At 57.0% G+C, this 24,130-nt stretch carries 24 protein-coding genes, 1 tRNA gene, 2 pseudogenes and 1 riboswitch; of the genes and pseudogenes, 14 read left to right on the top strand and 13 right to left on the bottom strand.

Annotation, left to right across the window (positions count from 1 at the left end; genetic code table 11):
• Window positions 1-18 precede the first annotated feature (18 nt).
• Window positions 19-870 carry a bifunctional helix-turn-helix domain-containing protein/methylated-DNA--[protein]-cysteine S-methyltransferase gene (locus ACR0DY_RS17840; protein ID WP_480474266.1) on the bottom strand — a complete coding sequence of 284 codons (852 nt, stop codon included), beginning with the start codon at window positions 868-870 and terminating at the stop codon, window positions 19-21.
• Between the two features lie 117 nt (window positions 871-987).
• On the opposite strand from ACR0DY_RS17840, the gene nth reads away from it, so the two are divergent.
• From nth to ACR0DY_RS17825, 3 genes and pseudogenes are all read left to right on the top strand, one after another.
• The gene (gene nth / locus ACR0DY_RS17835; protein ID WP_480493953.1) at window positions 988-1,632 is read left to right on the top strand and encodes an endonuclease III; all 645 of its coding nucleotides are present in this window, start codon (window positions 988-990) and stop codon (window positions 1,630-1,632) included.
• Window positions 1,629-2,618 carry an adenosine kinase gene (locus ACR0DY_RS17830; protein WP_480482801.1) on the top strand — a complete coding sequence of 330 codons (990 nt, stop codon included), beginning with the start codon at window positions 1,629-1,631 and terminating at the stop codon, window positions 2,616-2,618. Before nth ends, ACR0DY_RS17830 begins: the two co-directional genes overlap by 4 nt.
• Window positions 2,619-2,882: 264 nt before the next feature.
• A pseudogene (locus tag ACR0DY_RS17825) lies at window positions 2,883-2,981 on the top strand (IS6 family transposase); the annotation flags it as partial.
• 82 nt (window positions 2,982-3,063) lie between these two features.
• Here the strand turns inward: ACR0DY_RS17825 and ACR0DY_RS17820 are convergent.
• Window positions 3,064-3,969, bottom strand: coding sequence for a LysR family transcriptional regulator (locus ACR0DY_RS17820; protein ID WP_480898835.1), 906 nt, complete (start codon window positions 3,967-3,969; stop codon window positions 3,064-3,066).
• Between the two features lie 97 nt (window positions 3,970-4,066).
• Between ACR0DY_RS17820 and ACR0DY_RS17815 the strand changes: the two genes are divergently transcribed.
• Both ACR0DY_RS17815 and ACR0DY_RS17810 read left to right on the top strand, forming a co-directional pair.
• Window positions 4,067-5,593 (top strand): sulfatase family protein, encoded by a 1,527-nt coding sequence (locus tag ACR0DY_RS17815; RefSeq protein ID WP_480898832.1) that lies wholly within the window; start codon window positions 4,067-4,069, stop codon window positions 5,591-5,593.
• Window positions 5,594-5,631: 38 nt separating this feature from the next.
• On the top strand, window positions 5,632-7,218 hold the full coding sequence (locus ACR0DY_RS17810) for an ABC transporter substrate-binding protein (protein ID WP_480482795.1): 1,587 nt from the start codon (window positions 5,632-5,634) through the stop codon (window positions 7,216-7,218).
• Window positions 7,219-8,261: 1,043 nt separating this feature from the next.
• On the opposite strand, the gene ACR0DY_RS17805 is transcribed toward ACR0DY_RS17810, so the two are convergent.
• The 3 genes from ACR0DY_RS17805 to ACR0DY_RS17795 all read right to left on the bottom strand — a co-directional run bounded on the left by ACR0DY_RS17805 (window position 8,262) and on the right by ACR0DY_RS17795 (window position 11,902).
• On the bottom strand, window positions 8,262-8,810 hold the full coding sequence (locus ACR0DY_RS17805) for a GTP-binding protein (protein ID WP_480482793.1): 549 nt from the start codon (window positions 8,808-8,810) through the stop codon (window positions 8,262-8,264).
• A gap of 452 nt (window positions 8,811-9,262) precedes the next feature.
• Window positions 9,263-10,354 (bottom strand): aminomethyl transferase family protein, encoded by a 1,092-nt coding sequence (locus ACR0DY_RS17800; RefSeq protein WP_480487815.1) that lies wholly within the window; start codon window positions 10,352-10,354, stop codon window positions 9,263-9,265.
• Window positions 10,355-10,366: 12 nt separating this feature from the next.
• Window positions 10,367-11,902 carry a trimethylamine methyltransferase family protein gene (locus tag ACR0DY_RS17795; RefSeq protein ID WP_480482789.1) on the bottom strand — a complete coding sequence of 512 codons (1,536 nt, stop codon included), beginning with the start codon at window positions 11,900-11,902 and terminating at the stop codon, window positions 10,367-10,369.
• A gap of 134 nt (window positions 11,903-12,036) precedes the next feature.
• On the opposite strand from ACR0DY_RS17795, the gene ACR0DY_RS17790 reads away from it, so the two are divergent.
• The 4 genes and pseudogenes from ACR0DY_RS17790 to ACR0DY_RS17775 form a co-directional block, all read left to right on the top strand.
• Window positions 12,037-12,909: a LysR substrate-binding domain-containing protein gene (locus ACR0DY_RS17790; RefSeq protein ID WP_480482787.1), complete on the top strand. Its 873-nt coding sequence runs from the start codon at window positions 12,037-12,039 to the stop codon at window positions 12,907-12,909.
• A 90-nt stretch (window positions 12,910-12,999) separates the two neighbouring features.
• Window positions 13,000-13,521: a dihydrofolate reductase family protein gene (locus tag ACR0DY_RS17785; RefSeq protein WP_480546943.1), complete on the top strand. Its 522-nt coding sequence runs from the start codon at window positions 13,000-13,002 to the stop codon at window positions 13,519-13,521.
• Window positions 13,518-14,093, top strand: coding sequence for a TetR/AcrR family transcriptional regulator (locus ACR0DY_RS17780; protein ID WP_480546941.1), 576 nt, complete (start codon window positions 13,518-13,520; stop codon window positions 14,091-14,093). The genes ACR0DY_RS17785 and ACR0DY_RS17780 overlap by 4 nt, the downstream gene beginning before the upstream one ends.
• A 284-nt stretch (window positions 14,094-14,377) precedes the next feature.
• Window positions 14,378-14,524: pseudogene (locus ACR0DY_RS17775) on the top strand (hypothetical protein); the annotation flags it as partial.
• 96 nt (window positions 14,525-14,620) lie between these two features.
• Here the strand turns inward: ACR0DY_RS17775 and ACR0DY_RS17770 are convergent.
• Window positions 14,621-14,696: transfer RNA gene (locus ACR0DY_RS17770), tRNA-Lys, on the bottom strand.
• A gap of 220 nt (window positions 14,697-14,916) precedes the next feature.
• Here ACR0DY_RS17770 and dapF point away from each other — a divergent pair.
• Window positions 14,917-15,750: a diaminopimelate epimerase gene (dapF, locus tag ACR0DY_RS17765; RefSeq protein ID WP_480546939.1), complete on the top strand. Its 834-nt coding sequence runs from the start codon at window positions 14,917-14,919 to the stop codon at window positions 15,748-15,750.
• On the top strand, window positions 15,747-17,003 hold the full coding sequence (gene mtaB / locus ACR0DY_RS17760) for a tRNA (N(6)-L-threonylcarbamoyladenosine(37)-C(2))-methylthiotransferase MtaB (protein WP_480546937.1): 1,257 nt from the start codon (window positions 15,747-15,749) through the stop codon (window positions 17,001-17,003). The genes dapF and mtaB overlap by 4 nt, the downstream gene beginning before the upstream one ends.
• On the opposite strand, the gene ACR0DY_RS17755 is transcribed toward mtaB, so the two are convergent.
• From ACR0DY_RS17755 to petA, 6 genes are all read right to left on the bottom strand, one after another.
• The gene (locus ACR0DY_RS17755; RefSeq protein WP_480487822.1) at window positions 16,985-17,530 is read right to left on the bottom strand and encodes a helix-turn-helix transcriptional regulator; all 546 of its coding nucleotides are present in this window, start codon (window positions 17,528-17,530) and stop codon (window positions 16,985-16,987) included. The two genes, mtaB and ACR0DY_RS17755, sit on opposite strands and share 19 nt — an antisense overlap.
• The gene (locus ACR0DY_RS17750) at window positions 17,527-18,102 is read right to left on the bottom strand and encodes a cytochrome b/b6 domain-containing protein (protein ID WP_480482775.1); all 576 of its coding nucleotides are present in this window, start codon (window positions 18,100-18,102) and stop codon (window positions 17,527-17,529) included. Before ACR0DY_RS17750 ends, ACR0DY_RS17755 begins: the two co-directional genes overlap by 4 nt.
• Before the next feature lie 5 nt (window positions 18,103-18,107).
• Window positions 18,108-18,359, bottom strand: coding sequence for a PepSY domain-containing protein (locus ACR0DY_RS17745; protein ID WP_480506915.1), 252 nt, complete (start codon window positions 18,357-18,359; stop codon window positions 18,108-18,110).
• Window positions 18,360-18,558: 199 nt separating this feature from the next.
• On the bottom strand, window positions 18,559-19,350 hold the full coding sequence (locus tag ACR0DY_RS17740; protein WP_480482771.1) for a cytochrome c1: 792 nt from the start codon (window positions 19,348-19,350) through the stop codon (window positions 18,559-18,561).
• A 17-nt stretch (window positions 19,351-19,367) separates the two neighbouring features.
• Window positions 19,368-20,699 (bottom strand): cytochrome b, encoded by a 1,332-nt coding sequence (gene petB / locus ACR0DY_RS17735; protein WP_267363184.1) that lies wholly within the window; start codon window positions 20,697-20,699, stop codon window positions 19,368-19,370.
• A 15-nt stretch (window positions 20,700-20,714) separates the two neighbouring features.
• A complete protein-coding gene (gene petA, locus ACR0DY_RS17730) occupies window positions 20,715-21,299 on the bottom strand; it encodes a ubiquinol-cytochrome c reductase iron-sulfur subunit (protein WP_267363183.1) in 585 nt (194 codons plus the stop codon).
• A 461-nt stretch (window positions 21,300-21,760) separates the two neighbouring features.
• On the opposite strand from petA, the gene ACR0DY_RS17725 reads away from it, so the two are divergent.
• Window positions 21,761-22,207 carry a c-type cytochrome gene (locus ACR0DY_RS17725; RefSeq protein ID WP_480482769.1) on the top strand — a complete coding sequence of 149 codons (447 nt, stop codon included), beginning with the start codon at window positions 21,761-21,763 and terminating at the stop codon, window positions 22,205-22,207.
• 19 nt (window positions 22,208-22,226) lie between these two features.
• Here the strand turns inward: ACR0DY_RS17725 and ACR0DY_RS17720 are convergent, their stop codons facing one another.
• Window positions 22,227-22,838: an FMN-binding negative transcriptional regulator gene (locus ACR0DY_RS17720; protein WP_480546935.1), complete on the bottom strand. Its 612-nt coding sequence runs from the start codon at window positions 22,836-22,838 to the stop codon at window positions 22,227-22,229.
• Between the two features lie 54 nt (window positions 22,839-22,892).
• Window positions 22,893-23,040, top strand: a riboswitch (FMN riboswitch).
• Window positions 23,041-23,170: 130 nt separating this feature from the next.
• Between ACR0DY_RS17720 and ACR0DY_RS17715 the strand changes: the two genes are divergently transcribed.
• Together ACR0DY_RS17715 and ACR0DY_RS17710 are read left to right on the top strand one after the other, a co-directional pair.
• Complete coding sequence (locus ACR0DY_RS17715) at window positions 23,171-23,611, top strand: 6,7-dimethyl-8-ribityllumazine synthase (protein ID WP_480546933.1); 441 nt, start codon at window positions 23,171-23,173, stop codon at window positions 23,609-23,611.
• A gap of 127 nt (window positions 23,612-23,738) precedes the next feature.
• A partial coding sequence (locus ACR0DY_RS17710; protein ID WP_480898827.1) for a chorismate synthase occupies window positions 23,739-24,130 on the top strand: 392 nt, incomplete at its 3' end.

The following is a 24,130-nucleotide window of genomic DNA, read 5'->3' as shown; positions in this document are numbered from 1 at the left end:
GGTCGGGCCTTCTGTCAATCAGGCGTCGGCCTGCGCCGCCTCATAGGCCAGCATGGCCCGTTTGACCGGCAGACCCCAGTGATAGCCGCCCAACCCCCCTGATTTGCGCAGGGCGCGGTGACACGGGATCAGCCAACTGACCGGGTTTCGCCCGACCGCCGTGCCCACGGCGCGCACGGCCTGCGGCGAACCCACGCGCTGCGCGATCTCGGAATAGGTCGTCACCTGCCCCGACGGGATGTGCATCAGTGCTTCCCATACCTTGATCTGCAAGGGCGAGCCGATCAGGTAGAGCGGCGTCGGCTCTAACCGGTCGCGGGCCGTGCCGAAAGCGCTGAGAACCCAGGGGCGCAGGCGCATGGTATCTTCGACATAATCCGCGTTGGGCCAGCGCGAGACCATATCCTCCATCGCCGCCTTCTCTCCGGTTTCGGCCCCGAAGGCGATGCCGCAGATCCCCTTGTCGGTGCCCATGACCAGCGCGGGACCAAAGGGGCATTCGAACCAGCCCCAGTAGATCGTCAGACCCGTGCCCTTGCGGGCGTATTCGCCGGGGCTCATGGATTCCCATTTCAGGAACAGATCATGCAGGCGGCCACTGCCGGACAGGCCGACATTATGGGCGGTTTCAAGCGTGGTGAACCGTTCGCGCAGCAGCGCCTTTGCATGGCCCAGCGTCAGGTATTGCTGATACCGTTTTGGCGACACACCAGTCCAACGCGAGAACAGGCGCTGGAAATGCGCCGGGCTCATATCCATCTGGCGGGCCAACTCATCGAGGCTGAGGGTTTCACCGCCCTGATCAATCAGGTCGATTGCCCGGCGCATGACGTTATAGTGGTATCCGCTTTCGGGGGTCTGGACGTTCATGGTTGCACCTCATTGTCTGGCACAAACCATAGCGCGCGCGACACGCTGCCGCGACCCGGAACTTGCGCATTGGCTTTGGGCTTGTGTCGCGGCCCCTCGGGCGGCATTAAGGCCCGGATGGCAAAGCAACTCGACTATCATACGATCCGCGAGATCTTTACGCGCTTTCAGGAGGCCGACCCCGAACCCAAGGGTGAGCTTGAGCATGTGAATGTCTACACGCTGGTCGTGGCCGTGGCGCTGTCGGCGCAGGCAACCGATGCGGGGGTCAACAAGGCCACGAACGAATTGTTCAAGATCGCCGATACGCCGCAAAAGATGCTGGATCTGGGCGAGGAGGGCCTGATCGAGCATATCAAGACCATCGGACTGTTCCGCCAGAAGGCCAAGAACGTCATCAAGCTGAGCCGTATTCTGGTCGAAGACTATGGCGGTGAAGTCCCAAATTCCCGTGCAGCGCTGCAATCGCTGCCGGGTGTCGGGCGCAAGACCGCCAACGTTGTGCTGAACATGTGGTGGCGGCAGCCGGCGCAGGCTGTGGACACGCATATCTTTCGCGTCGGCAACCGCACCGGCATCTGCCCCGGCAAGGACGTGGACGCGGTCGAGCGCGCCATCGAAGACAATATCCCCGCCGATTTTCAACTCCATGCGCATCACTGGCTGATCCTGCATGGCCGGTACCATTGCAAGGCGCGCAAGCCGCAATGCCCGACCTGCATCATCCGTGATCTCTGTCAATTCGAGGACAAGACATTATGAAAACCTACCAGCTGACCGGTATCGGAAATGCCGTTGTGGACGTGATCTCGCAGGCCGATGACAGTTTCCTGGAACTGATGGGCATTGAAAAGGGCATCATGCAGCTGATCGAGCAGGAGCGCGGCGAGCTGCTGTATGCCTCGATGGAGGGTCGGGTACAGACACCGGGCGGGTCTGTTGCCAACACGATTGCGGGCGCAGGTGCATTGGGGCTGGATGCTGCTTTTATCGGGCGGGTGCATGACGATGCGCTGGGCCGGTTCTATGCGGATGCGATGAACGAAGATGGCGTCGATTTCGTCAACCCGCCGGTTCCGGGCGGGGAATTGCCGACCTCGCGCTCGATGATCTTTGTCTCGCCCGATGGCGAGCGGTCGATGAACACCTATCTGGGCATCTCCTCGGAACTGTCGTCGCATGACGTGCCCGATGAGGTCGCCGGAAGCAGCCAGATCATGTTCCTTGAGGGCTATCTGTTCGACAAGGAAAAGGGAAAGGCCGCGTTTCTTGAGGCCGCGCGCGCCTGCCACAAGGGCGGCGGCAAGACCGGGATCGCCATTTCCGACCCGTTTTGCGTGGAACGGCACCGGGTCGATTTCCTGCTGCTGATCGAGAATGAGCTGGATTTCGTCATCGGCAACGAGGCTGAAATCAAATCGCTGTTTGAAACCGACGATCTGGAAGAGGCGCTGATCAAGACCGCCGAGATTTGCCCGCTGGTGGTTTGCACGCGCTCGGGTGATGGCGTGACCGTCCTGAACGGAGGCGCGCGCATCGACGTGCCGGTCAAGAGGATCGTGCCGGTAGACGCAACCGGTGCCGGTGACCAGTTCGCCGCGGGGTTCCTGTATGGAATGGCCACAGGGCGCGATTACGAGACCTGCGCCAGGATCGGCAACGTCTGCGCCCGCGAGGTCATCAGCCATATCGGCCCAAGACCCGAGGCTGATATGCTGGAATTGTTGCGGGAAGAAGGGCTGCTTTGAGCCCATTTTGTTGAAAAACCCCTCCTTTATCGAGGGCTGAACGGCCAATCCGCATGTTGCGGGCCGGGTATTGCGTTGTGAGCCGGTTCGCGCGGTGGTTCTGTGAAGTGGTGCAACTGGCTTGAAGTCATTCGGACTATGGTTGCCCACTCATAGAAGCGTGCTGCCTTTTTGAGCGTCCAATCTTTCTCACCCTTAAGGGTGTTTGCTTGCTTTAACCTCTGTCTGCGCGCAAGTGCCTTGGATTTTGGTCTTCGTTGCCCCAAGTTTGCGCCGGAGCACACAACGCGGACCCAGAAACACGTGCGGCGTGCCAGTGTCGATTGGCGCGTGGACGAGAGGCATATCCTGGTCGGTGGCAAAAGCGGGACCCATCAACGCATGCAACAGTCCCGCAATGCCGGTGTATCCGTAGAAGTCTGAACGTCAATGAACGCTTTGTTTTTTAGCCGAGTTGTTTGGTCCACAAAACAACGCGTTCGATCTCTTGGATCAGGCAATCCTGAAAATCCCTGTCTATCTGTGAAGCGTTGATGCCAATTGGTTCAACGACCGCAAACCGATAGAGAGGAAGGCCCTCTACGATCCGCGGCCGTCCTTTGTTCCCTTGCAACCAATGAAAAGCCGTAAAAGCATCCACGAGAGGCAACCCACCGCAGGATTTGCTAAGAGTAAGTGCCGCTAAAGATGTTTCGACAGTCACCGGTGGGCGCTCACCCTCTAGCAAGTCACTTAGCGACAAAGCACTCTCAACTTCGTTGCGCAGCCCGATGATCTGATAGGGCGCCATCTGTTCCAGTATCAGCGCCCCCTGACCTGCGGCTAAAGGGTGACCTTCGGGAACAAAACAAATATGTGGTAAGCTTCCCTCAAACAGGACGTTCATTTGCTTCAGAGAGCGCGAAACATAGGCGAAGCCTGTTCTCATCGCGCCGAAACGGGCATAGTCCAGTATCCAGTTTGAAGATCGTACCCGCCAATCGATCCGGATGTTCTTTTCCGCTATGTTCAGCCGTCTCAGGGCCTGAGGCACGAGGTCTAATGAGGCGGCGGTTATTGTGGCAATTGACAAGGACCCGCGATCCTTCCGAGCGATCTGAGAGGCGATCTCGTTCAAGTTCGCAAGGGCCGAAAAATTGCGTTTAACCTCTTGATAGAATTCTTCCGCTTCGGGGAGCGGTGTCACACCCTTACTTCGGCGACGAAACAAAGGAACGCCAAACTCCCGCTCCAGATCCGACAAAAGCCGGCTGACGCTGGGTTGTGACAGATTCAACCTGCGACCAGCAGCGGAAACCGACCCGGTTTGCATGATCGCAGAGAAGACGTTGAGTTGGTTATGGGTGAACATAGGTATTCGATTAACAAATATCAGTCGAAACAGATAGTATTATTTCAAATGTAAGCGCTGTGGTACTGTCCCGTTGTTTCGGAGGGCAGCGCCAAGAATGAAGAAAAATGTCATTTTGATTATGACGGACCAGCAACGCGCGAACAGTCTGGGCTGCACCGGAAACAAGCATGTCAGGACACCGAATATAGACGCACTGGCCCAGCGGGGCGCCGTCTTTACCAAGCATTTCACACCGCACCAGATCTGCTCTCCAAGCCGGTCCACTTTGTTCAGCGGTCAGTATGCAAGGTCGCACGGCCTGACGCGCAACGGGGTTGCCCTGCCTGAGGATCTGAAACTGATCACCCATGACTTTCAGGCCATGGGGTACAAGACCCATGGGGTTGGGAAATTCCACTTCCAACCTATTCTGGCCGGGCCAGAGCATCTTATGCCGGATTCAAACGCCTTTTGGGACTTACCGGAAAGTGAGGGATGGTGCGGCCCCTTTTACGGGTTCGACGCGGTCGACATTCTGATTGGAGAATCCGTTAGTGCCACAAAGGGTGGGCATTATGCCCGTTGGCTGGAATCTGTCGCGCCGGGAGCGGCCGAGCTCTATCTCCCGGAAAACGCGCTTGAACCGCAATGTGGGGATATTGACGAAGTTTGGAAATCGGCCATCCCTTTCGACTTGCATTACAACTCTTGGATCACAGATCGGGCCTGCGAGTTCCTGACTGAAAATGACGGGTCAGACCCGTTCTTTCTGTTTGTTTCCTTTCCCGATCCGCACCATCCTTTTTCCCCCCCTGCGCCATGGTGCGACATGTACGATCCGGCGGACATGCCAATGCCCTCATATGTGCCTGATGAGCTGTCAGCGATGCCGTCTTTCCTGCGCGAAGGCGATGAAGAGGAAAAAGGTAAAAGCTATGTGGACTTCCTGCGCGATCCGGGGCCACCGCGAGAACAGGGTTTTTTACAGACAACATCGAACTTCTCGGACGATTCAATTCGCCGTGCGATCGCATATACCAATGGAATGATTTCGATGATTGACGCTTGCGTCGGGCGGATCATGGCACAGGCGGAGCATCAGGGTCTCCTTGAAGACACCGTTGTCATTTTCACCTCGGATCATGGCGAGTTGTTGGGTGATCACGGGCTTATCCGAAAAGGCCCCAGCCCCTACAGATCGCTTTTGCACGTACCGCTGATCGCTGCAGGTCCGGGGATCGAGCCTGGCGAACGTCACGGGACAACAAGTCATCTGGATCTGCGCGCGACCCTGCAGGATTTTTTGGAGCTGGAGCATCAGCCGACCGAAGGGGTCTCTTTCGCTCACCTGATGACGCAGGCAGATGGCCCGGGGCGTCGCGAGCTTTTTGCCGAATATCACCCACGCACGCGCATGGACACTTACAACCAGACGGTAATGACAGACGAATGGCGTGTCACAATCTATCCTCAAAACGCAGACTGGGGAGAGATGTTCGATCTTCGCAACGATCCGGGTGAACACGTCAATCTCTTCTTCAAAGAAGAATACCGCAGCACGCGTGACGAGATCATTGAAGAATTGTCACGACACTTTCCGCCAGCTGCGGATGCAGGCGGAGTGTCACTTGCAACCTACTAATCAAATCTGAGCTCTCAAACGACAACGGGGAAGTCACCATGAACGAACATATCAAATATCTGGCAAAACAGGCAGCGCTTGGCAAAATGCCCCGCCGTGAATTTCTTGGGAAGGCGTCCGCCTTGGGGCTGGCTGCTGCAACAGCCAATCTGGCGATGTCGTCAGCGGTCAAAGCCGCTGGTCCACAAAAAGGTGGCACCATTCGCGTTGGCATCCAGGGCGGCGGCACAACTGACAGCCTTGATCCTGCGACCGCCGCAAACTCAACCGCTAATATGGTCGCCCGCCTTTGGGGTGAGACGCTCTTGACGCTTGCACCTGATGGCGGCCTTGAGCCAAAGGTCGCAGAAAGCTTTGAGGCTTCTGCCGACGCAAAAACGTGGACGTTCAAGATACGAGACGGCATCACCTTCTCAAACGGTCAGCCCGTCACTGCCGAGGATGTTCTACAGACCATTGACCGACACTCGAACGAAGAGACCAAATCCGGGGCGTTGGGCTTGTTGCGTGGTATCGCAAATATGCGAACGGATGGCGACCTGTTCATCGTCGAGCTGGAAGCGCCCAATGCGGACCTTCCATATCTGCTTTCGGATTATCACCTCGTCATTCAGCCTGGTGGCGGTAAAGAGGACCCAGCTGCTGCAATTGGCACCGGTCCTTATGTTTTGAAAGCCGCCGATATGGGTGTGCGTTTCGTGGCTGAACACAACCCCAACCATTGGGATGACACGATTGGTCATGCCGGCACGATCGAAGTGATTGTCATCAACGACAACACCGCACGAGTCGCGGCGCTGCAATCTGGTCAGGTCGACATGATTGACCGTGTGCCGCCCCGTACTGCACGTCTTGTTGACCGCGCGCCCGGTATCACGGTGCGCTCTACGTCTGGCGCAGGTCATTACGTGTTTATCATGCACGTCAATACCGCGCCGTTCGACAACCATGATCTGCGTATGGCCTTGAAATACGCCATTAATCGTCAGGAAATGGTGGACAAGATCCTCTTCGGCTACGGCTCTGTGGGCAATGACACACCCATCAACAGCTCTTATCCCCTCGCAACTGAGTTCGAACAGCGCGAATACGACGCGGACAAGGCGGCGTTCCACTTCAAGAAATCGGGTCATAGCGGGCCGGTCACGCTTCGGTCGTCCGAGAACTCGTTCCCCGGCGCATTGGATGCGGCCGCGTTGTTCCAGCAGTCCGCAGCTGCCGCGGGCATAACGCTGGATGTGAAGCGCGAGCCCAATGACGGCTACTGGTCTGAAGTTTGGAACAAGCAACCTTTCTGCACCAGTTACTGGGGTGGCCGTCCGGTTCAGGACCAAATGCTGTCCACAGCATATTTGTCCACAGCGGATTGGAACGACACCCGGTTCTTCAACGAGCGTTTCGATCAAATCGTCATCGCAGCGCGCGCCGAACTCGATGATGCGAAGCGCAAGGAAATGTACGCAGAAGCCTCAGCGTTGATCCGTGATGATGGTGGTCTGATCTGTCCGATGTTCAACGACTTTGTCGGTGCGACTTCAGATCGGATCAGCGGTTGGGTTGACGATCACAAGGGCTTTGACCTGATGGATTTCCGCGCACCGTTGAAGATGTGGGTCGCCGCTTAAACGCGCGGTTTTAGGGTTTGACCATGGACAGGCGCAGTTCTTATCCCGAACTGCGCCTGTTCAATTGCGACTCGAACCAGCGTTTCAAAAGAAATGGCACGTGTCGGGCATTGATTGGCATCCCATGCCCTGGCGAGAGGAACTACGACTTGAATAGAGCCGCTGCGGGTCTGATCCGATCCGCGCTGGTAAGGAGGGCTCAAGGATCACTTACTGTGAGTGCCAACCCGCAGCGACTGAGCGCATGTAAGAGTTGCAAACTGACACGTAAGGGGGAAGAAAACGCCGTCTGACGTCACTTTTTGAGCGATTAGTCGAAAAATCAATTCGCTGCTTACGTTTGCGTAAACTTCTTAATGACCACAACAACTGAATCGACGTTGCGTCAATAAAACGATACGCGAAAAGCGCGAGAAGATACTCACCGCGACAACTGTTTATCACGAAGTCAGGCCAACTCCTGCTCGGTTGGTTTGGCACTGCTGCGCCGCTCATATTTCTCCACTGCCAACGGTTGTCTTTGGCATCTTTCTCGCCGTGGCTCCGCTTGGCTCCGGGTTTCTGTCTCATCTCCACGCCTTGGTGGCTACGATGTGCCAGAAACCCTCTCTTATCATATCGACCTAAATTGTCCCATTGGCGCTGACGTTAGACAGTCGTGTTCGATATGCATTTCATCGCGCATCATTCGGCCCCGCGTATTTGATGGTGGACGCTGATGAACTCGTCGCGTTGGGGCGTAGTTCCCGGTACAAACGCTGAACAATGTGTTCTACAATCCGCGTCGAAAGCACTCAGCACTGAGCTGGAAAAGCCCGGTCGCCTTCGAACGGAAAGTGGCTTAAACGAACACTTGGAGCGGCACGAAAACGTGACAGGTCCATCTCGGTGGTGGCCCTATGTTTTGCGCTTCACTAAAAAGCTTTGCTTTGAGTTTACAGTTAAAGGGGCGGGAAGTGTGAATTCGCTGCGATCTCAACGAAGGTCCGGTTCGCTCTTTTCGACGGTATTTGGCAAGGTAAACGCGGAAAGAGTAGTCTCCTTTATGCCACTTCGAGGAACACTCTTCCCAAGGTGTCTTCCGAAACGGCTCCGGGCGCACCGATCGCGACCAGACGAGTTTCCGGCTTGCGCGTTCCCCACTTCTCGTCCCGGGCAATGTCGATACGCTTGCCGACGACTTGCACGACAATACGGTGCTCCGGGTCTTCCTCGCTATAGACAAACCCTTTCACCCGGTAGACCTCACCGGGCAGTCCCTTGATTGCGTCTCGCAGGCCGGAGAGATTAACGGGAAGATCCGAGCGTAGCATCGTGGTCGAGAACTTCGACGCGTGGTTATGGTGATGCTCATGTTCGGGGCAACCGCAGCCTGGGCCATGGGCGTGTTCTGACGGTTCCGCATCCAGTTGTTCGGCGGCAAAGCGTCCGACCGAGAGCAGGATATCGAGTGGCACCTCCGCGTTGACTGCTTCCACCAGCCTGTAGCGACGGAAGCGCGATCCCAGCCAGTCATGGACTTTCTGGACCGTCTCGCGCTCCACAAGGTCAACCTTGTTCAGGATCACCATGTCCGAGAATGCGAGGAGCATGCGGTCTTTGTGAACAAACCGGATTCCGAATTGCTGTGAACGGAATCGTTGTCTGGGAAATTGCAAGACCAGAGACACGAGGTGATCCCATCTTCAATGGAACAATAGACATGGATCGGGACATGTTGCGTGTGTGCCAAGAAAACTCACTGGAAACGCTTGGTGTTGAAATCCCGTTCGAACAAGATTTTTTCACTGCACACACACGCATTGTGGTCTGCCAAACCCAAAGCTACTGATCGCTGGCGGACTTCTTAGTTTCGACAGAAGACCAGCGGAACATCCGAAACCAGCCTTTCAACTGAAAACGGCCAATGGCAGCAAAGTCCGCAATCTGTGAGTTCGACGAGGCCCGGAGTTCGCGCTTGCGGCGAATGTCCGGAAAGCGGGCTGCAACCGCAGAATTCAGAACTAAGGTCGAACGGCAGGATTGGGCCGGTGCCGATGCCATTCTATTCGTGAGTGTGCGTTTTGTTGGGGTCATAAATAGGTTTGGACACAATTGCGGCGCTAGTGTTGAGACCATTTGCCGAGACGCTCAGCGTGGTCCCGATTGAAAGTCCGGGCTGAACATGGGCGACGGCAAGAGATTTGCCCATCCGGTGCGAATAGCAGGGGCTGTTGATGGTGCCGACGCGTCGACCGTCTAGCATCAGGGCTTCACCGCCTTCGACCATGTCCGGGTGGTCGATGTCGAGGCAAACGTTGTTGACCTTCTCAGCGCCTTTCGCCGCCATGACCGCCGATTTGCCGCGGAAATCACCCTTGGTGCTGCTCACCGTGAAGCCCAGACCAACCTCCCACGGGGTGTTGTCCTCGGTCATGTCGTAGCCGTAGAACAGCAGGCCCGCTTCGATGCGCACCTTGTCGAGCGCAGTGAAGGAACAGGGCATTACACCTGCCTCGACCAGTTTGTCCCAGATGTCGGTGATCACCGAGCCACCCGCGAAAATCTCGTAACCGCGTTCACCAGAGTATCCGGTGCGTGAGATGCGGCAAGAATGGCCGAAGAGCGTTGCTGGCGCGTGCTCGAAATAGGACAGAGTGCTCAGGTCGATATCCGTATGCGCGTTTAGAATATCCAGCGACGCAGGTCCCTGAACCGACAGATCATGCAGATCATCGGTGAACTGCACCTCAACATCGCGCCCTTCCGCCGAAGCCTGCAAGAGCGCCATCGTGTCGCCCGAACCATGCACGATCATCCATTCGTCGCCGCCGTTGTTTGACACGATCGCGTCGTCGGCGATCCCGCCCTGATCAGTCAGAACGCATAGATAGGCCGCCTTTCCCGGTTTGACCTTTGACAGATCGCGTGAAGTCAGGTGATCGAGTACCGCCTGAGCGTGAGGACCACGCACGAAGACCTTTTTCAAGGGTGACATATCAAACATGCCCGCGCGCTCGCGGACCGCATCGTGTTCGTCGCCCGGATCGGTGTTGTAGGTCCAGGCGGTGCCCATCCCATTCCAATCCTCCAGCCCCGAGCCGAGTGCCGTGTGGCGGGAAGCAAGGGCGGATGTGCGGCTGAGTTCTTCGGTCATGGGTGTTCCTTTCTAGTACCATTCGTCCGGCATCTGTGCCTTGCGCTCGGATACGAAGTCCTCAAGCGCGACTCGGATGTCGGGTTTCATTTCGGGTTGTTGATAGTCGTCCAACATCTTTTGCCATCGCGAGGTGGCGCGTTGATCAGCGGTCAGCGCGCCATTTTCAGACCAGGTCTCGAATGGGCCGGCGTCAGATATCTGTGGCTCAAAATTCGCCGTCGTGTAGTGGCGCAGGGTGTGACTGGTCGACAGAAAGTTCTCGCCCAGATCCGTCTCATAGTAGGCATCCCGGCCAAAGGCCTCGTTATCGGTATCGAAACCTTGCAAGAGCTTCAGCATCGCACCGCAATGATCGAGGTCCATGATGAATTTCTCATAAGACATCACAAGCCCGCCCTCGAGCCAGCCCGCTGCATGCCAGACCTGATGCGCACCAGAGAGCAGCGTGGACCACATCGCGCCGGTGCTGTCCTGCATCGCCTGCCCGTCGGGTGCGTTGGACGCGGTGATCTGCCCCCCGCCAGAGCGCACCGGCACGCCCAGCCTTCGACCCAGTTGCGAAAGCGCCATGGTGGTCATGTTCGCCTCGGGCGAGCCAAATGTCAGCGCGCCGGTGCGCAGATTCATTGTCGAGTGGAACGAACCGAAGACCACAGGACAACCGGGGCGCACAAGTTGCGCAAGAGCGATGCCAACCATGGCTTCGGCCAGCGTCTGTGCCGCCACCGCAGCCGGGGAAAGTGGCCCCATGGCACCGGCAAAAATCGCGGGCGACACACAAACGCATTGGCCGGCTTCTGCATAGATGCGCAGGGCCGAAGACATGGTGTCATCATAGATCAGCGGCGAGTTGGCGTTGATATTGGCCTGCATCACTGCGTGGTGTTCCATGGCGTCGCGGCCGAAGACGAGGCGGGCCATTTCGATACTGTCGCGCGCGCGCTCAGGTGCAGTGACAGAGCCCATGAAGGGCTTGGTCGACAGCGTCAGATGCGCCAGCATCATGTCCAGATGCCGCTTGTTCACCGGAACATCTGTCGGCTCGACAACCGTGCCCCCCGAATGGTGCATGGTGGGCGCAAGATAGGCCAGTTTCACGAAATTGCGGAAATCCTCCAGCGTCGCATAGCGCCGACCCTTTGCCAGGTCGCTGACAAACGGCGAGCCATATCCGGGCATCAGCACAACTTTGTCGCCGCCAAGTGTCACGGTCTTGGCCGGATCGCGGGCATGTAGCTGAAACTCAGCCGGAGCCGTGGCACACAGCGCGCGAACATGGCCCGGCTCAAACCTTACACGTTCAAATTCGACCCGCGCGCCCGCTTTTGCGAAGAGATCCAGCGCCGTTTGGTCCCCACGGAACTCGACACCGATCTTGTCCAATATCCAGTCGGCCTGATCTTCGATGCGGGCCAATGCCGTTTCATCTAGCAATTCGTATGCAGGTATCTTGCGGCCAGTGAACGGCGGGCTCTCGCATGGCGCGTTGTGACGGGACAGACGACCCCTGCGCGCGCTGCTGCGGCGACCCTGAGGTGCTGACATGCCTGATGTTGCGTTTAAAGGTTCCAACGCGATCTCTTCGCTTTGTAAGACTGATTGAAGTTTTTGGGTTTAAAAATATGTTTGAAAATCGAAATTTTCTGTCCGCTACGTACAAATAATTTATACTCATCTTTATGACTGCCCGCTTTCATCACCATGATCTGCTGAGGCTTTTTGCCGAGATCGCACGTCATTCCAGCTTTTCGATGGCGGCTGTGGCACTTAATATGACGAAAGGCGCGATCAGCTATCAGATCAAAACGCTTGAGGCCGATCTGGGGATGAGCCTGTTCCAGCGCACTCCGCGCGGCGTCACTCTGACCGGAGAAGGGTTGAAGCTATTGGCGATCTGCCAGAGCCGATACGAAGAGATCGAAACCGAAATTCAGGTCTTGAAGGGGGTCTCGACCCTCTCTCTGACAGTTGGTGTTTCGACCTATTTCGCGGCGCGCTGGCTGTCGCCACGTCTGATGACCTTCATGCAAAGCCACCCTGATGTGCAGCTTCGCATTCAGCCGATGATCGAATTCTCGGCACATGAATTGCAGGGAGTGGGTCTGACAATCCGATGGGGCAACGGGAACTGGAAAGACGGCATCGTGACACCGTTCATGTCCATGCCGCCCTTTCCAGTGGGCAATCGGGCCGTCGCAGACCTGGTCAACAGGCTGGGCATGCAAGCCGCGATACCGCATCTGACCCTGCTTAGAGATCGCGATGACAGCACCGCCTGGTCCGATTGGCTGAACGCCGCAGATCTGCCCACGCAATCACGGCGGGATGTGTTGATCGTGCCGGACCCGAATGTCCGAATTCAGGCCGTCATCGACGGGCAAGGGATCGCTTTGATGGATGATCTGGTTCGGGATGACCTTAAGGCGGAACGGCTTTTTCGATTGTCCGAGATCGATTTGTCCGATTACGGATATTTTCTGGTTCAACCCCACAGCGCCGCTTCGAGTGAAGCAGTGAAGGCTTTCTCGAACTGGCTTCTCGGCGAAGCCTGAAAAGACCCTCTCTTGAGTATTCTACCAGAAATTATTATACGATGTATAAATACACTGCAGGAGACTCCGAATTTGCCCACAGGACATATCATGATGGCGATGAGCCTGGACGGCTTTGTCGCGCGGCCCGATCACCGGTTGGATTGGTTAGAAAAGCAACCGACCGAGGATGAAGATCACGGCTTTGTTGCCTTTCAGGACAGTGTCGATGTGATCGTAATGGGCTCGGGCTCTTATCGGACGGTGCGCGGTTTCGGAGCCTGGCCCTATGCCAAACCGGTTGTGGTTCTCAGTCGGACGATGAACGCCGACGACATCCCAGACGATCTGCGCGACAAAGTGGAGGTGTCAGACATGGCACCCGAAGACTTGATGGCAAGCTTTGAGGCAAGAGGTTTCAACCGCGTCTATGTGGATGGCGGCGCGATCATTCGCTCGTTCCTGAAGGCCGGGCTGGTGGAAGACATGCGGATCACCCTTGTTCCCATCCTGATCGGTGAGGTCATCCGGATATTTGGCGAGACCAAGGGCGACGTCGATCTGGAACTGGTGTCGGTCAACAGCTTTCCCTCGGGTCTGGTGGACCTCGATTACAGGCTGAAAGCCGCGTGACAAAGGCGTCTTTACCCGGGCGGCCGCCGAAGGCCGCTCAGCGTCTTTCGAAACAACTGATCGTGAAGACTGCCTTGCCGATCGTCCAGGACAAGGGGGTTGACGCGCTGTCGTTTCGCATGCTTGCGGATCGCCTTGGGGTCACCCCGATGGCGGTGGCCTATCACGCCGGCAGCAAGAAACAGCTTCTGTCCGATCTGGTGGAATACGCATTCGCCGGCGTCCTGGATGGCGTGAAGGGGGGCACGCCGGTCGAGCGGGCCCGAAGCATCATGGCGACCTACTATGGGTATGCCTTGAAGAACGCCAACCTTTTGCGCGCGATCCTTGAGGATGTTAAGCTGATGAGCGCGGATTTGACAGACGTGGCGGCGGACCTGAAGGCCAGCACGGACCAGCTTGAATACAGCGATGGCGGCGATGTTCTTGTTCACTTGCTGATCGACTATGCGCACGGGTTTGTGCTCTCCGCATCCAGCGGAGCAAACAATCCCCTAACAATTGAAGACTATCTCCACGGTATCGACTGGATTCTTAGTCGAGCGGCTGGAGGCCGTGAGACCATTAAATGAAAAGCACGCGCCTCAGAGGTGCGATCCACGGATATTATGTCGACGTGAACACCATATTGGGCTTTGTCTTCGTGTCTGTAGGTGGGATTGTCGGCTTAGGGGGCTGATCTAACCCAGCAGACGTTGACCTCGGAGCAACCTCATAATTTGCGCCCACAATTGATAGCAAACCTAAGGCTCGGAGCCTTCCCCAGGCAAAAATGGTGCGAGTTTCAGGGTTGGGTGTTCAGCCGCCCTTCGATAAACCATGCATGGTTCCACGATGTTAGTTTTCTTATGCCACGCGCCTCCTGAATAACGGGATGCCCTTGGATAAAGTTTCGTTCCTGCTAGGTCATGCCACCCTGCAGCAGACCCAGAAATATGCGAAGTATGCCAGGCGCCCCGCTGCCGATGAGGCTAGGGCGATGCTTAATCAAAACACGGCCTGAAAATATCGCTGGCCCCGGATTTGGCCTCCATATGGAGTTACTATACTTTAAGTGGAGGCCAGATGCCTTACAGGATGTTGTTTTTATTGACAAAAGTGGTGAGCCGTGCAGGATTCGAACCTGCGACCCACTGATTAAAAGTCAGTTGCTCTACCAACTGAGCTAACGGCCCACTCTTTTATTGGATCTTCTCGATCCGTGGCGCTCTTTACGGCAATTTCCCAACCGGGTTCAAGCCCTTAATTTGCGCCTCGTTTCGCTGAAACAACCTGTGTTTCCGGCGACCCGATAGGCGGCCTACTTAGGCAGGTGGCGCAGGGGGGTCAACCCCTTTTTTCACGATTCGACGCGACAGGGTGGATTCATGTTCCGACCGACGCTATATCGCCGCCATGCAACAGAAACTCGATACCGGATTGCCCTTTGTTAAGATGCATGGGCTGGGAAATGACTTCGTCGTCGTTGACGCGCGCATGCAGGATGTTTCGATTACCCCGGCTCTGGCCCGAGGAATCGGGCATCGGCATTTTGGTGTGGGATTCGATCAGCTGGCCGTAATCGAAAACGGTGCGGCGGACGCGCATCTGGTGTTTTATAATTCGGATGGATCAACTTCGGCGGCGTGTGGCAACGCCACAAGATGCATCGCACGAATGTTGATGGATGAGACGGGCAAAACCCAGCTGACGTTGACAACCGAACGTGGAACACTTTTTGCGCAGGACGCAGGTGATGGGCTGACCTCGGTCAATATGGGTCTTCCTCAGTTGGAATGGCACGAAATTCCGCTGGCTGAAGAGATGGACACGCTGGAACTGCCCATCGAGGGCGCCCCGACAGCGACGGGTATGGGCAATCCGCACTGCACGTTCTTTGTTGAAAACGCCGAGGCGATTCCGTTGGCCGAGTTCGGCGCGCGCTATGAACACCATCCTTTGTATCCCGAGCGCACCAATGTGCAGGTGGCTCAGGTTGTGGGTCCGGATCACATCCGCATGCGGGTGTGGGAACGGGGCGTGGGCATCACCCTGGCATCAGGGTCGTCATCCTGTGCAACCGCGGTGGCTGCGGCGCGGCGTGGGCTGACGGGGCGAAAGGTGCAGATTGATCTGGATGGGGGAACCCTGTGGGTTGACTGGCGCGAGGATGGTGTCTGGATGACCGGGTCAACCTGTCACGTCTTCTCGGGCACGTTGTCGCCCGAGTTCTTAGGGACGCTGGGATGAACCCGCCTAAATTCACCACATTGGGTTGCCGCCTGAACGCCTATGAAACCGAGGCGATGAAAGAGCTGTCGCAACAAGCCGGACTGACGGATGCCGTGGTGATAAACACCTGTGCCGTCACAGCTGAGGCTGTGCGCAAAGCGCGACAGGAGATCCGGAAACTGCGTCGTGAAAATCCGAACGCCCGGCTGATTGTTACCGGGTGCGCCGCCCAGACAGAACCCGACACCTTCGCGCAGATGGCTGAGGTCGATGCGGTAATCGGCAACACGGAAAAGATGCGACCAGAAACCTGGAAAGGCATGGCCGCCGACTTTATCGGCGAGACCGAGGCCGTTCAGGTCGATGACATCATGTCTGTCACCGAAACGGCCGGGCACCTGATCGACGGGTTCGGCACACGCTCACGCGCTTATGTGCAGGTTCAGAACGGGTGTGACCATCGCTGCACCTTCTGCATCATTCCCTATGGCCGGGGCAATTCGCGCAGCGTGCCTGCCGGTGTTGTGGTGGATCAGATCAAGCGGCTGGTGGATCGGGGCTATCATGAGGTGGTGCTAACCGGCGTTGACCTGACCTCATGGGGGGCCGATCTGCCTGCACAGCCCAAACTGGGCGATCTGGTGATGCGCATCCTGAAACTGGTGCCGGATTTGGCCCGCCTGCGGATCAGTTCGATCGACTCGATCGAAGTGGACGAGAATCTGATGCAGGCCATAGCAACCGAACCACGCCTGATGCCGCATCTACACCTGTCGCTTCAGCATGGCGACAACCTGATCCTGAAGCGCATGAAACGTCGCCACCTGCGCGACGATGCCATTCGATTTACCGAAGAGGCCCGGAAACTGCGCCCCGACATGACCTTTGGTGCCGACATCATCGCAGGTTTCCCGACCGAGACCGAAGCGCATTTCGAGAACTCGCTGAAACTGGTTACCGATTGCGAACTGACCTGGCTGCATGTCTTCCCATATTCGAAACGCGAAGGCACTCCAGCAGCCCGCATCCCGCAGCAGGTGAACGGGAATCTAATCAAGGATCGCGCCGCCCGCCTGCGTGCGGCTGGGGACGTTCAGGTCAGGAAACACCTGTCAGAACAGATCGGCAAAACCCATCGGATCCTGATGGAGAACCCGCATATGGGGCGAACCGAACAATTCACCGAGGTTTCGTTCAATGCACCCCAGCCCGAAGGCCAGATCGTAACCGCCCGAGCCATTGGGGCGAATGATCACAGTTTGGTTGTCTGAAGGTCTGCAGCCTCACCATCTGCGACAAGCAATTCTTCCATGAATACGCTTATCAGCTGCGCTCGCCCGTCAACCCCGGCTTTGGCATAGATCGAGGCGGTCTGCGCGCGCACGGTTCCTACGGCCCGCCCCCGGATGCGCGCGATGTTTTCGTTATCCAGCCCTTTCAGAACCAATAGACCCACATCACGCTCGGCGGTGGTAAGTCCCCAACGGTCGAAGAACGTGTTGATGACGACGCTCATTTCACCCTGCGCGGCCTGTAGGCCAAGCTTGGTCTGTTCCACCCTTGCCAGCAGGCGTCGAAGTTCAATCATGAAAAAAACAACTCCGGCAAGCAAAACAAATGCGACAAAAGCCTCAAGACTTACATGAGAAGGCCCCTCGCCTTCCTTCAAATCCAGAGCAACGTCGCCAAGGTAAAACACCACGCAAAGTACCTGAACAACGATCATTATCGACATAAGTACAGCCCGGTGAGCGTCTGCATCGCCGGGCCGCCAATGGCTGCTGATCCATTTGATCATTTGGTTGACCAATCCTCAGGTATATTCTTCCGCCCTGTTATCATAGCTTTTGCCAAAGCGACACCTGTTCGCCTCTGATCAATGACAACCCCGGCAACATGCAGCAGAACAGACAGCATCAGCCAGTTGAAGGCCAGTTCGTGCAGATCTTCGACCCATTCGATGCCAAAGAACCGAACCGTCCCCATCATGAACCCTGTCACACACAAAGCCAGCAGTGTCGCCCAGAGGTTATAGACCATTAAGGCCCCCAGAGGGTTGTGTGAAAGGTGCACGCTTTGGTCACCACGCCCCATGTCGCGCAGGTGGTTGAGTGCCGAACGGGGGCTGAAAGGGAAGGCTGCAAACCTGGCAAAAGCCGGACCCGTTAACCCCCAAAGCAACCGCAACAAGACCAAAGCCAGCACGACATAGCCCACATATTCGTGGAACGCGCCCTCGGGATTTGATATCCCCGCATTGATCAGAACGCACAAGACTACGACCCAGTGAACCAGCCGGACCAAAGGATCCCAGACCTGAACGTCGTGGGCGCCTGTGCGCCCACGATGCATCAATTCTGTTTCAGACATTCTGGTTACTGATCCTCAATCTTGACGACTTTACCGCTTGCGGGATCAACGTAAACCTCGGCCAGTTTACCATCCTTGACGACATAGGCTTCGATCTTGCCGTCTTCCGTCTCGATTTTGCGGACATCGAATCCCATGCCTGTCAGAGTTTGCCGAATTTCGGCTTCGGATTTTCCAAGCTCGGCATCGGGTGCGAGATCCAGTGCCAATACCGGCGTTGCAAATAGAATTGAGGCAAAAAGAATAGGAAGTTTCATTGTCGTGACTCCGTGTTTCAGACAAACGGCAGTTGATCAGCCGTTGTGGCTGATGTGCGCCTGTGAAGCTGTCCAATCCATTGACCCGGCGCTTATTTCGGTCAAATAAGCGCGCGCTGATGGAGGCTTGGAAAAAGAAAACCCCCGCAACCTGACGGCGCGGGGGCTGATTTAGTAAAATCCGGTAGGACGGATCGGATCAATCTTCCTTGCGGAGTTTGCCCTTGTGCGGTGCCCAGAGGCGCTTGTTGACCAGGTACAGCAGCACCGACAGAACGGTCAGGAAGATGACACCGACAAAGCCTGCGTTCTTGCGGTCTGTCAGCTTTGGCTCGGCCGCCCACATCAGGAATGCGGCAACGTCCTCGGCCATATGCTCAACCGTGTTCGAGTGCCCGTCCGCGAATTCGACCTGCTCGTCAGCCAGCGGAGGCGCCATCGAAATCCAGCCGCCGGGGAAGGCGGTGTTTTCGTAGAGCACTGCACCCGCTTCTTCTTTTTCGTGGCCAGTGTAGCCGTGTAGCAGCGAGGCGATGTATTCCGGGCCACCCATGCCTTTGACCAGCTGGTTGATGCCCAGGCCATAAGGCCCGTGGAAGCCAGCCCGCGCCTTTGCCATCAAGCTCAGGTCCGGAGCGCCGACGCCGGTATTGGCCGGGAAGTGATCGGTGGGGATCGCCGGGCGGAAATCGTCCAGCTCGGGGTCGAAGACTTCGAAGTTGCCAGCAGCGTATGCGATGACTTCTTCTTCCGAGTAACCCAGCGCTTCCAGATCGCGCAGCGGCACGTATTGCAGACCGTGGCAAGCCGCGCAGACCTCGGTATAGATCTGCAGGCCGCGTTGCAGCTGATGCTGATCCCAGGTGCCGAACGGGCCTTCGAACGAGAAGGCGAAATCTTCGATATGCTGCTCACCACCACCTGCTGCAATGGAAGCAGCAGGGGTCAGGGCCAGAGCAAACGCGGCGCCGATTGCAAGTTTCTTGAACATGTTTCCGGTCCCTCTTCTTACTCGGCCGGCGTGGCGTCGGCGTCAGCCTTGCCATAATGCGCGTTGAAGTCTTCTTCGATGGTCTCGGGCTGGGCCAGAGGTTTCTCGATCACACCAAGGATCGGCAGGATCACGAAGAAATAGGCGAACCAGTAGGCCGATGCGATCAGCGAGAAGGTCGCATAGGGTTCTTCCGCAGGCATCGCACCCAGCCACATCAGGGCGAAGAAGTCGATGATCAGCAGGTAGAACCACCATTTCAACATCGGACGGTACTTGCCCGAACGCACGCTCGACGTGTCCAGCCAGGGCGCCAGCGCCATGGCCAGGATCGCACCAAACATCGCCAGAACACCGAAGAACTTGGCGTCAACGATACCACCGGTGATGAAGCTGGCGAACTGAACAACCCAGACTTCACCGGTAAAGGCACGCAGGATCGCGTAGAACGGCAGGAAGTACCATTCAGGCACGATATGTGCGGGTGTCGCCAGCGGGTTGGCTTCGATATAGTTGTCCGGGTGGCCCAGATAGTTCGGCATGAAACCGACAACGGCCCAGAACACGACCAGGATCACGGCCAGCGCGAACAGGTCCTTGATCACGAAATACGGCCAGAACGGCAGCGTGTCTTTCTTCGCCTCGTCCTTCGAGCCGCGACGCACTTCAACACCTGTGGGGTTGTTGTTGCCCGTGGTGTGGAAGGCCCAGATGTGTACCACGACCAAAGCCGCGATGATGAACGGCAGCAGGTAATGCAGCGAGAAGAAGCGGTTCAGCGTGGCGTTATCCACCGCGGGTCCGCCCAGCAGCCAGGTCTGGATCGCGTCACCCACAAACGGAATGGCACCAAACAGACCGGTGATCACAGTCGCACCCCAGAAGGACATCTGACCCCATGGCAGAACATAGCCCATGAAGGCCGTGCCCATCATCATCAGGTAGATCAGCATGCCGACGATCCACGTGATCTCGCGCGGGGCTTTGTATGAGCCATAGAACAAGCCGCGGAAGATGTGGATGTAGACCGCAACAAAGAACAGCGATGCGCCATTCATGTGCAGGTAGCGGATGAAGTAACCGCCATTTACGTTGCGCATTATGTGTTCGATGCTGGCAAATGCCATGTCGACATGCGGCGTATAGTGCATCACCAGAATGATACCGGTGACAATTTGCAGCGCCAGGCAGAACGCCAGAACGATGCCCCAGATCCACCACCAGTTCAGGTTCTTGGGGGTCGGGATCATGAGGGTGTCATACAGCAGGCCAACAATCGGCAGGCGGCTGTTCAGCCATTTCTCGCCGTTTGTCTTCGGCTCGTAATGATCGTGGGGAATTCCGGACATAAGTTTGGGTCTCCCTTAGCCGAGTTTGATTGTGCCGTTGTCCACCCACTCTGCGGGCGGAATGGGCAGGTTCTCAGGCGCGGGGCCTTTGCGGATACGACCAGCAAGGTCGTAGTGTGAACCGTGGCAGGGGCAGAACCAGCCACCAAAGTCGCCTGCATCACCCAGAGGCACACAGCCGAGGTGGGTACAAACACCCATCTGGACGACCCATGCACCCGGCGCTTCGCCTTCCGGCGACGGCATCACACGGTTTGCGTCGGTCGCAGGGGCATCGGCGCTCAGGTTAAAGTTGCGGGCCAGCGGATCGGGCAGCGCATCAACACCTTCGGCGTCCTGTTTCTGAGCTTCCTGAATCTCGGCACCGGTGCGGTGACGGACAAAGACGGGTTTTCCCAACCATTTGACGGTCAGCTGCGTACCCGGCTCAACACCGCTCACATCCACACGGATCGAGGACAGCGCCTGAACGTCTGCCGATGGGTTCATTTGGTTGATCAGGGGCCATACGGCTGCACCCGTTGCAACGACACCTGCGCCGCCAGCGACGTAGTACAGGAAATCTCTGCGGGTGCCTTCGTGGTCTTCTGCGTGGGACACGAGGTTATCTCCGATTGTCTGGCGCCCGCGGACGGGCAAATAGCTCGCGCACCGCACGAATGCGGTGTCTTAACCGCGCTTACTATCGGGGAGAATAGTGTTCGTCCAGCGTTCATAAACGCGCAATACGCCGCATGTGTCGTTTCCAGCAGCTGCGGAGAGTGTTTTTTGGTGAATCTCGCGTGCGACTTTGTCGGCAACTTCGATTCATGCGTCATTGATTCGCTTTCGCACCCCGCCTTCCGCCACCCGGGTTGGGTATTTGAAGCCTGTCCTGGGTGCCGCTGATTTGCGCCCAAAAGGTCCATAATCAAGACTTCGAAACGGAGATTGTTTTCAGCAAAAACATACTCGCTAAATAGATGATTTAAATTACAAATTGCACGCGCCTCACCTGTTGCACTTTCCGCGCGAATAAAGGACAGCGCAAAAGGCGTGCGAACTCCTGCAAGGAGACCCCAATGTCAAAGATCATTCTGGCCGCTGCCTTGTGCACAATGGCCCTGCCCTCTCAGACCCTTGCCGCGGGCGACCCCGCGAAAGGTGAGGCGATATATAACCGTTGTTCTTCGTGTCATGCGATCATCAAGGATGGTGAAGTTCTGGTCAAAGGTGGAATCACCGGCCCGAATCTGTATGGCGTCGTCGGTCGCGTGGCCGGGTCCGAAAACGATTATCGCTATGGCAGCGAGCGCCTGCCGATCGGCATGTTCACGGATGACATGATCCGTGCCGGCGAAGCGGGTCTGGTCTGGACCGAGGAAAACATCGTTGCTTATGCGCAGGATCCGATCGGCTTCATCAAGGAATTTCTGGATGACGAAACTGCCCGTCCGAACATGAGCGTCAAACTCAAGACCGGTGCAGACGATATTGCCGCTTATCTGGCTACCTTCAGCCCCCAGTAAACCCGGCGCCTGATGCTGGTTAAGCCTTGTGCATCAAGGCGGCCAGCCGGGCGATTTCACTGCCAAAGCCAGAGGACACCTGATCAGCGGCAGCATTTCGCGCACCTTCGGGTTTGTTCTGACCAAGCTTCCACGTGCCCTGAATATCTTCAACCTGCATGCGGCACGGAACGATCATGCGCATCATCTTGTTCAGCGCGTCCGAGGACATTTTTCCCGTGACCCATGGGGCCTTGGGCAGCAGCCGCTTTTCATAGAATGCAGATTGGCGGTCAAGTACGTCACGCAACTCGTCCTGCGGGCGTAGCTCAAGCTTTCCGATCAGGTGTACGGCGACATAATTCCATGTCGGAACCTGATCTTCGACCCCGTACCAATCGGGCGAAATATATGCATCCGGCCCCTGCACCGCGATCTTTGCGCGCTGCGGTTCGTGCAGCGCACGCACGACAGGATTCGAGCGCACAAGATGCAGGTCAGCCATTGATCCGTCTTCGGACAACAAAAACGGGACATGACTTAATAACGGGCCCTCTTCCGCAGAGAGTGCCAGAACGCCAAACGCCCGGTCGCGGGCGAATTCAATATGACGCGCACGATCCTCGGCGCGAAAAACGGGGTTAGGGTGCATGAGTGTCCTCCTGTCAAATCTCTTGCAGCGTCGGACAGTTCTTGGCAAGGTCCGCCTCGTTCTCAGGGCGGGGTGGAATTCCCCACCGGCGGTATGCGGGCCACGGCCCGTAAGCCCGCGAGCGGCCCCGGCTTTCGGGGTGTCAGCAGATCTGGTGAGATACCAGAGCCGACGGTTACAGTCCGGATGAAAGAGAACGTGCAAGCCGCGCCGGTAATACGGCGCGCCTGCTCGTGATCGCCTTGGGTGACGTGTCATGACGGGCTGGCAGCGAAAAGTGGGAACCGGTTCTCGCGACTGCCAGCAGGCCACCAAACTGAAAGGAGATCATGATGACACACACCCGCTATGCTTTTGTAAAAGCCAACTGGCATTCCGATATTGTTGACCGCGCGCTCGACGGCTTCGTCGAACTCGTCCCCTCGGAACAAGTCGATGTCTACGACGTTCCCGGCGCGTTCGAGATGCCCCTGCTGGCCCGTGATCTGGCCCGGACCGGGCGCTATGCCGCCGTCGCCTGCGCTGCCTTTGTCGTTGATGGCGGCATCTACAGGCACGATTTCGTTGCGCAGGCCGTGGTCGATGGTCTGATGCGCGCCGGGCTTGATACAGGGGTTCCTGTCCTTTCGGTCTCACTGACCCCGCACCAATATCAGGAAACTGATCATCACAATGCGATCTACCGCGACCATTTCGTACAAAAAGGGCGCGAAGCGGCTCAGGCCGCGCTGATGATCTCGGAAACCCGTGCGAAAGTCGCGCAGGCCGTCTGATCTTCATCTTTTCGAAAATACTCAAAAATGCGCCGCCCGACGGGCGGCGTTCAAACCGTCAACGGCCAAATCCGCTTGAGGCCGGGGGCCTTGCCCGCTAATCACGATCCGCAAAGGAGCACGCCCCATGTCGATGAACAGCTTTGGCCATCTTTTCCGCGTCACCACCTGGGGTGAAAGCCATGGGCCCGCCTTGGGCGCCACTGTCGACGGTTGCCCGCCGGGCGTTGCGATTGACGAGGCGATGATCCAGCACTGGCTGGACAAGCGCAAACCGGGGCAAAACAAGTTCACAACGCAGCGGCGCGAACCGGATCAGGTCAAGATCCTTTCTGGCGTGTTCGAAGGCCAAACTACAGGCACGCCCGTGCAACTGATGATCGAAAACACCGATCAGCGCTCGAAAGACTACGGCGACATCATGGACAAGTTCCGTCCGGGCCATGCCGATATCACCTACTGGCAGAAATACGGCATCCGCGATTATCGCGGGGGTGGGCGCAGTTCAGCCCGGGAAAC

This window comes from Ruegeria sp. O6, assembly GCF_056535045.1.
The sequence above is the reverse complement of the archived record's forward strand: the minus strand, read 5'-3'. Positions and strand labels throughout refer to the sequence as shown.